Source organism: Ruegeria sp. EL01 (assembly GCF_900313035.1).
Lineage (GTDB): Bacteria > Pseudomonadota > Alphaproteobacteria > Rhodobacterales > Rhodobacteraceae > Ruegeria.
In genome coordinates this window covers 1-11,123 of record NZ_OMPS01000034.1, presented here as the reverse complement: position 1 = coordinate 11,123, position 11,123 = coordinate 1, and the positions used below count along the sequence as shown (strand labels likewise).

The 11,123-nt window shown below is 54.2% G+C and carries 10 protein-coding genes and 1 pseudogene; 4 read left to right on the top strand and 7 right to left on the bottom strand.

Annotated features, from left to right (window positions below; translation table 11 throughout):
• Positions 1 to 109: 109 nt before the first annotated feature.
• Together D9K61_RS13330 and D9K61_RS13325 are read left to right on the top strand one after the other, a co-directional pair.
• Positions 110 to 508, top strand: coding sequence for a hypothetical protein (locus D9K61_RS13330; RefSeq protein WP_120633718.1), 399 nt, complete (start codon positions 110 to 112; stop codon positions 506 to 508).
• A complete protein-coding gene (locus D9K61_RS13325) occupies positions 505 to 1,107 on the top strand; it encodes a glutathione binding-like protein (protein ID WP_120633717.1) in 603 nt (200 codons plus the stop codon). Before D9K61_RS13330 ends, D9K61_RS13325 begins: the two co-directional genes overlap by 4 nt.
• A gap of 312 nt (positions 1,108 to 1,419) precedes the next feature.
• On the opposite strand, the gene D9K61_RS13320 is transcribed toward D9K61_RS13325, so the two are convergent.
• The 6 genes from D9K61_RS13320 to D9K61_RS13295 form a co-directional block, all read right to left on the bottom strand.
• Complete coding sequence (locus D9K61_RS13320) at positions 1,420 to 2,391, bottom strand: D-cysteine desulfhydrase family protein (protein WP_254055773.1); 972 nt, start codon at positions 2,389 to 2,391, stop codon at positions 1,420 to 1,422.
• A gap of 61 nt (positions 2,392 to 2,452) precedes the next feature.
• Positions 2,453 to 3,181, bottom strand: a complete 729-nt coding sequence (locus D9K61_RS13315; RefSeq protein WP_162946875.1) for a TSUP family transporter — start codon at positions 3,179 to 3,181, stop codon at positions 2,453 to 2,455.
• Positions 3,182 to 3,281: 100 nt separating this feature from the next.
• Positions 3,282 to 4,025 (bottom strand): aspartate/glutamate racemase family protein, encoded by a 744-nt coding sequence (locus D9K61_RS13310; RefSeq protein ID WP_120633714.1) that lies wholly within the window; start codon positions 4,023 to 4,025, stop codon positions 3,282 to 3,284.
• 27 nt (positions 4,026 to 4,052) lie between these two features.
• Entirely contained in the window at positions 4,053 to 5,291 is a 1,239-nt protein-coding gene (locus tag D9K61_RS13305) for an FAD-binding oxidoreductase (protein WP_120633713.1), read from the bottom strand.
• 4 nt (positions 5,292 to 5,295) lie between these two features.
• On the bottom strand, positions 5,296 to 7,509 hold the full coding sequence (locus D9K61_RS13300; protein WP_120633712.1) for a TRAP transporter fused permease subunit: 2,214 nt from the start codon (positions 7,507 to 7,509) through the stop codon (positions 5,296 to 5,298).
• An 80-nt stretch (positions 7,510 to 7,589) separates the two neighbouring features.
• Positions 7,590 to 8,597, bottom strand: a complete 1,008-nt coding sequence (locus tag D9K61_RS13295; RefSeq protein WP_120633720.1) for a TAXI family TRAP transporter solute-binding subunit — start codon at positions 8,595 to 8,597, stop codon at positions 7,590 to 7,592.
• Between the two features lie 129 nt (positions 8,598 to 8,726).
• On the opposite strand from D9K61_RS13295, the gene D9K61_RS13290 reads away from it, so the two are divergent.
• A complete protein-coding gene (locus D9K61_RS13290; RefSeq protein WP_120633711.1) occupies positions 8,727 to 9,704 on the top strand; it encodes a LysR family transcriptional regulator in 978 nt (325 codons plus the stop codon).
• A 288-nt stretch (positions 9,705 to 9,992) separates the two neighbouring features.
• Here the strand turns inward: D9K61_RS13290 and D9K61_RS13285 are convergent, their stop codons facing one another.
• Positions 9,993 to 10,766 carry a nuclear transport factor 2 family protein gene (locus tag D9K61_RS13285; RefSeq protein ID WP_254055772.1) on the bottom strand — a complete coding sequence of 258 codons (774 nt, stop codon included), beginning with the start codon at positions 10,764 to 10,766 and terminating at the stop codon, positions 9,993 to 9,995.
• Between the two features lie 185 nt (positions 10,767 to 10,951).
• Here D9K61_RS13285 and D9K61_RS27555 point away from each other — a divergent pair.
• Positions 10,952 to 11,123, top strand: a pseudogene (locus tag D9K61_RS27555) (IS110 family transposase); the annotation flags it as partial.

Here is an 11,123-nt window from a genome sequence, read left to right as displayed (position 1 = left end):
TGGCAGAACCGGACCCCGATCATGCAGAATACACGTCGATTGAAACTGGGGCGCCTTGGCGTCTGCAATGCGGATTTTACATTGTCACTCACCAAAGAAAGGCCTTGCCATGAAGATCATTCGCATAAACCAAAGTGAAAATGGCGGATCGCAGTTCTCTGATCATGACTGGACACTTGAAGAGGGCAGTTTCACACCGCCATCACCGGCAGGATATGCAACCACGCCTGAAATGAGAGCTGAGGGGGTGCTGATGATGCATCATCCCGCAGGTTATGGCGACGACTGGCACACCGCGCCTGCAATCGTTCTTGGGACCGTCCTTCGGGGAGCAGTCCGCATTCAGACGAGCGATATGGATACACGGATTTTGCAGGCAGGGGATCAGTTTCTGGCCTGTGACCTAAATGGCAAGGGGCACCGCATGTTTGAGGTGAACGATGGACCCTATGACCTTGCCCTTGTTGTTCTGAAAGAAGCACCGACTGAAGAAACGTTTGTTCAATGAGGCTGTACTACTTCCCGGACGCCTGTTCGCTTGTCATCAACATTGCACTGCGCGCGGCGAAAATGCGGTTTGAACTGATCGAGGTCGACTATGTCACCCGCCGGTTGCACGATGGCTCGGATTTTAGCCGGATCAATCCAATGGCGTATGTGCCCGCTTTGCAACTGAGTGACGGGAGATGCCTTACAGAAGTCATCGCTATCATTGATTGGATCGACTTAGCAGCACCCGAGGCAGGCCTGCTGGGTGCACAAGGGACACACAAGCGACAAGAGGCCATGACCTGGTTGGCTCTTGTCGGGACCGAAATCCACAAAAGCTTCAGTCCACTGTTTCGGCGCGACACACCACATGAGTTTCTGGCGCCAGGACAACGCCACTTGAAAAAGAGATTATCTAGGACCGAACAAAAATTGTCTGAGCAACATTATCTATGTGCCGATACGCCGACGGCTGCGGATTATTACTTGTTTGTCACGTCTCGTTGGATGGGTGACTCTGGTCTGAGCGCTCGGGACTGGCCCGCCATTCAGGCCCACGCGGCACGGATCGAGTCGCTTGGAATCGTGCAGGACGCGCTGGCTTCAGACCTCCAATAACAAGCGCGGGCGTGGATCAACCGCATCACTCCTGTTGTGGAACGTCGAGCATGTTTGACTCGATGCGTCGGACTATCTGAATCCAATCAATGGGTCGCACCGTGCAAAATTGACCCAAGCGCCACGCATTTCTGACCCAATGGCGGGAGTGCGGACAACCCTGCCGTTCCCAGCGTAGAACTCAGTTGCCGCTCGCGAGCCAAAGCTGACCTTGCGTATTCGCAAATCAAGCCGGAACGGGCTAAAAAAATCGTTTGGGTACCAAAAATACAGCCAAGTAGAGTCCTGATCCGGATTTGTGCTTTGAACACCTCAAACCGGGTTGCCTATTAGCTCTTTTTGATATCCAAAAAGTGCGGGCAACCCGCCCGTGTGCAGTAAAACGACTTTCTCACCTGGTTTTATCTTTCCACGTTCGATCAGGTCCAGCAAACCGGCGAACGTTTTAGCAGAATAGACCGGGTCTAGAAAAACCCCTTCGGTTCGGGCCATTTTCTCCAATGCAGTGCGTGTTTTGGCATTCACTTTGCCATAGCCTGGCGGCAAGGCTTCATCCCAAACATCAATCCTGTCCTGTAGAAAACCTGCTTCGATTTCCAGCAAGTCCGCAAGATTCTGCAGAACGGTTTTCATTCGAGCCTTTTGCTTTTCACGATCCCGGCGCACGCAAATCCCAAACACCGAGGCAACACTTGCTTTTAGCGCCAATCCGGTTAGCAAACCGCCATGTGTAGCGCCGCTGCCTGACGGGACAACCACCGCGTCGAAATCCGGCATCTGCTGGTATAATTCCTGCCCGGCGACGACATAGCCCAGGGCTCCTAGCGGTGGATGATGCAGGCCAAGGTGAATAACGTAAGGTTTGCAACCTTGGGCTTTCAATTCGTCGGCGCGTGCATGCAATGCCGCGTCCGCTCCGGATTCGTCTTCGCCCTCGGGGTAACTCATTTGCTCGGCACCCAGGATTTGTGCCAACAGTACATTTCCGGACGCATAATATTCTGATCCCATGTCCGGCACACGCTCTTCCAACTGAAGCACGGATTGCATGCCCAATTTGGCCGCTGCGGCGGCTGCAGATCGCACAAAATTGGATTGAACGGCGCCCGTGATCAGAATGGTATCAGCGCCTTTTTGCTGTGCATCTCCAAGATAAAACTCAAGTTGCCGTGTTTTGTTGCCACCAAAACTAAGCCCGGTCAGATCATCACGTTTCAGCCAGAGATCGATATCCAGCTCGGCTGATATGTTGTCCAGGCGCTCCAAAGGTGTTGGGCCAGACATGAGTTGGGCACGTGGATATCTGTGCAGATTGTCGTTTCGTATCATCGTGTGACCTTTGAGATTATGCCGTCAAGTAGGCGCGATGGAACAGAACACAGCAAGCGATCAGTGAAACCACGCGGATCGCTGCTATGACGACCGCCTGTGGCAAGTAAGGACCGGTCGCACGGCCAAGCAGGCTGCCGATCAAGGTTATGGCGAGGAACCCCCATACTGACGACCCATACGAGATTGATTGTGCCCCGGACAGATTGTGCAACAAAAATGCGATGCCATATGCCACCAGCGCTATTGGTTGAACCAGCTTTGCCACCTCTTTGCCGGATCGACCCTTTGCAATCAAACCGAACACCATAAGTGGACCCGGGGTTGCCGCCCATACAGTTGCAAGTCCGGACAATCCGGTAACAGCTGAAAACCCGACATTCCCAATTGAGCCACGCAAGGGGAGCAAGGTTGTAATCAAGCCGACTAACAACAGGCAGGCCGTCAGGGCGAGAACAAACGCCTCGCTCAAAAGGGGATAAACAATGCGGCCAGCAGCCACTCCGACGCAGCATCCAATGACCGCAGTGACGATTATCCGCCGATTGTTTTTCAGAACATGCCGGTCCGTTGCCACCGCTGACACAACGGTGTTTAGCAGAAGCAAAATGGGAACCGCCGTCGACGTGCCAAGCATAATCATCATGGGTGGCCCGGCAACGATGCTAAATCCGATGCCAACCCCAACTTGCAGCATAGCGCCAAGGCAAATAGCGGTCATCAGGATGTACAGTTCAGCGGGCACTCAAACACCTATGGGTCGGGGGATTGTTGCAAGGCCACAGGTATCTTGATTGGCCAGCTGAGGTCTACTTCAATTCCAACCCACCTACGGCACGGCGCGGTCAGCGCTGCCACGGCATCATTCCAGAGTATGGTACTCGGGCCGCCACAGAATGCGCCATATGCGCCAGTGTCGTAAGGTCAAAAATGGGAAGCTGCAGTTCTTCCTGAAGGCGTGCGGCATATGGCGGCAGATCTGTACACTCCAATACCAATGACCGAATATCCGGAGCTTCAAGCATCAGACTGCGAGCGGCATCCAAGACCTCGGCCTCGATCAGATCAGTATCCATCCTCGTTCGCGAGTTCCGCAAGATCACCTCGGCGAATTCTGATGTACCTTCCAAGCCCTTCACTGCCACAGGAACACCGGCTGCACCGACACCTTCAAAATGCTGGGGCGTCAATGCCGATGCATCCGCAGTCAGCACGCCCACTGGCGCACTGGCCCCGGTCATGTGATAGGCCAGCGGCACCTGGATCAGGCTGGATGCAAAAACAGGAACGGAAACCGCCGCTGCCAATTCCTTTTGAAACAGGGCCAGGAAGCCACAACTGCCGGTGATGGCACGAACGCCTTCAGCCTCAAGCCGTTTGGCCCCTTCAATGAAGGGGGTTAGCAATTCGGGCGTAGGATTGTTCAGCAAGGTCGGGACAGTCACGCCGTCGATCATCTCATACAGGACCGGAAATGGCAGACTGGATGGGTTCTTGATATGGCCCGGCGGTTTTGGAAAATAACTTTCAAGGCACAGAACACCGATCGACGCGCCGCATATATTCTGACCGCCTTGGTAAATTGGCATTGTTTCAGACCTTTCTAACTTGAGTGTTCAAAACCTAGCCAACGAAAACGGGGCCATATCGACGTTCGGGTTGCGACCGGACACAAGATCCGCCACAAGCTCACCGGTTTTCGGGGCCATCATCAGCCCGTAATGTGAATGTCCGAACGCGGCATACAGCCCGTCTGAGCCGTTGATCGGCCCGATTGCGGGCAAACTGTCCGGAAATGATGGCCGCCGACCCATCCAAAATCGTGCCTCGCTTGTTTCGAGGTCTGGCAACATCGCCTTTGCCTGTTCGGTCAGAATTTTTTTCTTGCGTGGATCAGCGGGCGCGTCGACGCTACCAAATTCGGCCGTGCCAGCGACTCTCAGACCGTCCTGCATCGAACTTGCGACCACCTTTGCGTCGACGTCCATGACCGAATTGTTCAATTGGGCCGACGGGGTCGGGAATTCGACATGGTAGCCCCGCTCGGCCACAAGCGGCACAGGCATCCCCATTGGTTTCAGCAGGTCGGCGGACCATACACCTGCCGCGAGGATGATGCTGGCGGCATGCATTGTGCCTTGCGAGGTCGCAAGCTGCCAACAACCATCTTCAGCAGATGTCAGCTTGGTGACTTCGGTTTTTACTAGTTCGGCGCCTTGCGAGCGCGCTTTTTCAGCCAGAACTGCCCCCACACGTCCCGGTGAGGTTACGCGTGCCTGACCTTTGATCACGATCGCGGCTTGGAATTCCTCTGACAGTGCAGGTTCCATGCGGCGCAACTCGGCACCATCGACAAGCTCCAGATCGCCTCCTTTTTCCTGACGGATCAGATATCCAAGCCCATTCAGATCAGCCTGCTTCCGGTGGCGAAAAGCGTGAATATAGTTGCTGTCAGTGATCAGGTTTTCGTGCCCGGTGCCTTGAAGATGACGACGATACAGGTCGATAGAAGGGCGGCACAAAAGCTCCATCGCGTCTGAGATTTCGCGCACTGACCTTTCGCTGGAGTTACCCAGAAACCGCAGCCCCCAGGGGATCATTTTTGGCCAGAAACTGGTTCTGACCGAAAGCGCGCTTTTAGGATCCAGTAGCATCTGGGGCAGTGATTTCCATATGCCCGGCATCGCTTGCGGAATGATTGACCACGGCGACACTACACCTGCATTCCCGAAGGAGGTTTCTTGCCCCGGTTGACCGCGGTCTATAAGCCGAACTGGAATGCCGCGCTGTTGTAGCGACAACGCGCAACAAATGCCGACGATCCCTGCGCCGATGATGGTCACTTGTTCTGTCATCGCATCAGGCCGGAGAGTGGCTTCGGTTGCGGGCGATCAGTTGGGTGACGATGACAGGTGATGCCACGACCAGCGCGATCAGATCAGCAGTCAGGCTGGGCGCGACAAAGATAATCCCAGCGATGGCCAACAGAATGCGCGATGCGATATTCAGCGGGCTCAACCAATACCCAACCACAGCCGCCGACAGGGCAATAACCCCGGCGATGCAACTGGTTGCGGTATAGGTGAACTCCCACAGGTTAAACCCGGTTGAGGACACAAATAGCAGCACCGGCGCATAGACAAAGGCCATGGGCGCGATCACTTTGCCCAATCCAAGGGTGAAGGCAGAAAGACCAGTTCGGAACGGGTTCGAGTTCGCAATGGCAGCCGCGGCATAGGCTGAAGTACAGACCGGCGGTGTAATCTCGGACACTACGCCATAGTAGAGCACGAAAAGGTGGCTGGCGATGGGTGGAACACCCAGTTGCGCCAGCGCAGGCTGCGCCACGGACACCAGCATGATATACAGCGCGGTGGTCGGAATGCCGGCGCCCATCAGGATACAGACGACGGCGATGAACACCAACGAGATGAACAATTGTAAGTCTTCCATCGCAAAGAACTGGAAGCTGCCGAACGAGATCATGTTGTACAGATCCGATGCCAGGTTGCCTGCGCCTTGTGTAACCATGAAACCGATGCGAAAACCGATACCAGTGGTGTTGATCACGCCTACCACGATACCAACCGCAGCAGCGGCGGCGCCCACGGCCAGCGAGTATTTCACACCCAATTCTACCGCCTGTAGCATCTCGGGCACTTCGACGCGTTTCTGAGGGTTCATTGTTGCGACGACCGTCAATCCGCATAGGATTGTTGTCATGATCAGATCAAAGCCGCCGTCTGAGAACTTCCACAGTACAAAGCTGAGGAACGCCGCCGCATAGATCAGCGTCGGCGGTTGTCTCAAGCGCGACATGCCTGCGATTACCGCAAGTGATATGCCGCAGAAGGCCGACATAAAGGGCGTGTAACCCGTGAACAGAACCACCAGCAATCCGATCAGGGGCACAATATTGGCCCAACCTTCGGCCCAAACCGCCTTGAACTGAGGCAACTGCTCTTTGGTCAGACCTTTCAGGTTCAGCTTGCGCGCCATCAGGTGCACCACGGCAAAGACGCCAACATAGTGCAGAAGGGCCGGGAAGATCGCAGCAATCACAATGGTGGTGTAGGGAACCTCGAGGAACTCGGCCATAATAAAGGCAGCGGCCCCCATGATCGGCGGAGTGATCTGACCACCGGCCGAGGAAGCGGCTTCGACCCCACCGGCAAAATGGCCGGGGTATCCAAGGCGCTTCATGTTGGGAATTGTCAGCGCGCCGGTTGATACGGTGTTGGCCACCGAAGAACCTGATATCGTGCCGAAGAAGGCCGAGGATACCACCGACACTTTTGCCGGACCGCCGGTATAACGGCCCGCCAAAATCGTTGCATTATCGATGAATAGCTGCCCCAACCCCGTGCGTTGCGCGATCACGCCAAACAGCACGAAATGGAACACGATGGTCGAAACAACCCAAAGGGTGACGCCGTAGATACCTTCCTGCGGGAAATACATTGACGACACGAAGGTTTTAAAATTCACGCCGGGATGTTGCAGCAATCCGGGGAAGTACGGCCCAAGCAGGGCGTATGAAATAAAGACGTAGATGATCAGCGGCAACACCCAACCCAAAGTGCGGCGCGCGATGTCCAGCACAAGCAGGATGATGATCACGCCTAACACCACATCAAATGTGTTGGGGTTACCCATGCGGAACGTCTGTTCCTCGATACCCAGAAACGGAATGCCGCGCCAGGCGACGCCAACATACAGCGCTGCGATGATCCCCAGCACCATGAAGACCAAGTCGTATAGTGGGATGTTGCCTATGCGAAACCGGCTTATTTTAAGCGCATAAAGGCTTTTGGCCCCCATAATCGGGATTGTCGCGTAGACCAGAATGAATAGCAGGGCCAGATAAATGCCCATGTGCCAGTGATCGGCAGGCAGGCCAAACCCGGCTGTGAAAAATTCGTAGAATGCAAAGATCAGGGCCACGACGCGCAGAACATTGCCGGTTGTCGGAGTTACCTGCCGGACGGCGGCGCCTTCGTCGAATTGTTCTTCGATTGCAGCCAGTTCCTCGGCTGTCAGCTCGTGGTCATCAAGCTTTTGTGTCTCGGGCATGATGGCCCCCTGATTGCGCGTATTTTGAGTACCCGGTGCTCAGATCTGAGCACCGGACAATTAAGTTTCGTGAGACAGAATTACTGAAGAAGCCCGGCTTCTTTGTAGAACTTCTCGGCACCCGGATGTAGCGGAACACCCAGCGCCTCGACGCCGTCCAACGCCGTGTCTGGTGTGATCTGCTTGCCCTTGGCATGGCCGTTATCCAGCAGCTTGCGAGTGTTGTCATTCCACAGAGCTTTGGTCATCTGATAGACCAGATCATCGGACAGGTCCGAGGATACAACCAGCATCGCGCTTACCGCGGGGGTCTTCGTATCAGCATCAATACCTTCATAGACACCGCCAGGGATCGCCGAAGGAATATAGGCCGGAATGATTTCATTGATCTTGGCCAGATCCTCATCGCTGAACGAGTGCAGGTTCATGCCTTTGGTAGAAGATAGTTGCACCATCGCAGCGACCGGCCAGCCCGCAGCATAGAAATAGGCGTCAAGCTGACCATCGGCCAGCCGCTCGGCGCTCTGGCTGTTATTAAGTTCGGCTTCGTCCATGTTGTCACGGTTGACGCCCCAGGCATCCAGCATCTGCAGAACGGCGACCTGCGTGCCAGAACCAGCTTGCGCGATACCAACGCGTTTGCCTTCCAGATCGCTCAGATCGTTGATCGTCGACCCGGCCGGCAGAACAAGGTGCAGGTCTTCGGGGAACAGGTTGGCCACGATGCGCAGCTTGGGATGCGGTTTGCCGTCGAATTTTCCTTCTCCCAGATACATCGAACGCGTGACGTCAGCTGCAGCAAGACCCGCCTCAAGCTCACCGTTTTCAACGGCCGCGTTGTTAAAGACCGACGCGGTGGTGGATTGCGCAATTGCTATTAGCCCCGGAACACCACACTGACCACCTTCTTCACACGGGCGTGAGCCCGGAGGCGCTGAGATACCATTGGCGATGGTGCCACCGATGGGGAAGTAGGTGCCGCCAGCACCACCGGTGCCGATACGGAAAAAGGTCGGATCCTGCGCCAGCGCAGGTGCGGCCAGCGCGCCCGCCAATGCTAGACCAGTCAAGCATTTTACAATTTTCATTGTCATCTCCCTTGTTGGAATTTCGGTTTCGGTTTTTCCAAACTTCGATCCTGCAAGCGTAGAGACAAATTGCATAAATACAAATTTGTTATATTTCACTAAACTAAACTTTTACTTATACTTAAACATATGAACCTGACCCAGCTAACTGTATTTCGTGAGGTGATGGAGACCGGCTCCATCTCTCAAACAGCCAAGAAACTGAATCGAACGCAGCCTGCGATCAGTCTTGCGTTGAAAAACCTTGAAAAATCTCTGGGCCTGATGCTGTTCGAACGTAAAGGACGGCGTTTGGTGCCGGTTCCCGAAGCGCATTACCTATTGGCAGAAACGACAGGCATTCTTGACCGCCTCGCGTCGATCTCCAATACCATGGAAGGTCTCATCAAAGGGCATGCCGGAAGCTTGAGTATTGCAACGATGCCTGGTCCATCTGCCTTTTTGTTCCCGCGTTTCATAAGCCAGTCAGTTGGCGAAAATCCCGAAATTCGCATAACACTTTCCACTCGCAGCTCACCTCAGATTATGGAGCTTGCGGGATCACAAAACATCGACTTCGGCTTTGCTGACTTCGAGCTTTCAACTGGTAAAGAACCCCAATATTCCGCCGAGCTAATCCGGGCAGATTGCTTCTGTGCCCTTGATCGCGATCATTCGCTTTCATCGCGCCAGAGCTTGACCTTATCGGACCTGGATGGAACGCCAATGGGCGGCCTGCATCCTTCACACCCGTTTCAACGAAAAATCCGGCAGGAGTTTGAAAATGTTGCCGCTGAATACAACCCAACGGTAACTTGCCAGTACTTTCTGCCATTAATCCCCTTTGTGAGTTCAGGACAGTGTTGCAGCATCGTTGATCCGCTGACAGTTGCGACGGAGCGTGAGCTTAACTTCTCGAATGGTAAAGTGGTTTTCTTACCCTTCACGAAACCACTCAGATATGAGTATGCCATCCTCGAACCAAACCACCGACCACCGTCCCAACTGGCATTACAGACCAAAGCGGGATGGAAGGCAGAAGTGTTGAGGATGTTGGATGGCGTGAAGGCAAACCCCCTTTCCTTATGGATAGATGAAGCAGGGACAGAACATAATAGATCACTATAGACCTCACGATCTGAAAACCAATTTTTGTGTTTGGCTACTGTGTGACCAAAAGCCGGCATTCGTGCATGCTGCGGCATCCGTTACTCTGGGCTCATTCCGGACCTTGGAGGCAACGCGGTATCGCCCCCTGCCCTTCGGCGAGCGGTTCTCGAGGACGGCCCAGAGCGGACGTTGGAGGGCAATCGAATACGAACTCCCAAGTTCCCAAAAAGCGGAAATTCGTCATTTTTGCAACGTGAGCTTTGCTCGTAGGCCTGTGGCCGAAAGTCGGTGAGTGTCAGCTCACTCTTAGAACTTCCCGTTTTCGTTCTTCCATTCGCTGCGTGGTGCGATGACCTCAATTGTATCCCAATGCTCAACGATCTTGTTGTCAGCGACACGGAAAAGGTCATAGAAACTGGAATGGACACGGCCTCTGTACCCTTCACTCATACAAAGCACGAAATTTCCCTCAGCGAGAACCCGGTGAATCTTGTGGTATTGGATGCGAAACGCGCCGTTTTCGGAGACTTCGAGGTATGCGCGGTATGCGGCGACACCGTCTGCAAGGTCAGGATTGTGCTGAACCAGCCCATCGTCGATATAGGTATCAAGAAGTCCGAATTGCCGCCTAACAAGAACCCGTTCTGCGTATTCGCGCGCCAAATTCCGATTGGCGGTGGTCTTATCCAGATCGGTGATTTCCGTCGCACCATCCAGCATGCTTCGACCTGAAGGGTTAGGGCCCATCATGGGTTGAATGTTGTCCCAGTGCTCGACTGCTTTACTGTCTTCAAACCGGAAAACTTCAAATGCGACCCTCAGGCTTGAGAAGTCGTATTCGTTGTGCGCGAAGGCGAAATCACCGTCTTCAAAGACACGTGTGAAAGTAATACGCGGATTGGTCTTTGATAATCGCGCGAATAGCGCCGCGAGCCCCTCGCTGCCTTCGTGCGTTTGGGGATTGTGTTGGATGTATTTTTCCTCGTCAACGACATCTGCGGCGGCTGCATCCCCAGTTTCGATTCCTTTGAGGAGCTTTTGGATCAGGTCTCTTTTTGACGCCACAAGATCTACCACCACTTAGTACAAACGCATGCAAATGAGCTGAATATCAGATACCAGCCATTCCAAACGAAGTCACCGGTTACAAAATTCGATCTATTTCGAGGACGGCCCAAACCGGATGGGGTGGGTGGCTCCTGCTCCACCGGCATCGAATGTGCCAAAGTGCAGTTGTTACCGACTGCTAGGAAAGGAGCCACCCAATGACAGCTAAGACAGTAGGCCTAGATTTGGCAAAGGACGTTTTTCAAGTTCACGGTATTTCTGAGAGTGGGCGCGTGATCTTCAACAGGGCCATCAAGCGTGCGAAGCTTTTAGCGTTTTTTGAGATGCTGCCGCCTTGCACGGTCGGCATGGAAGCGTGCGGTTCATCCC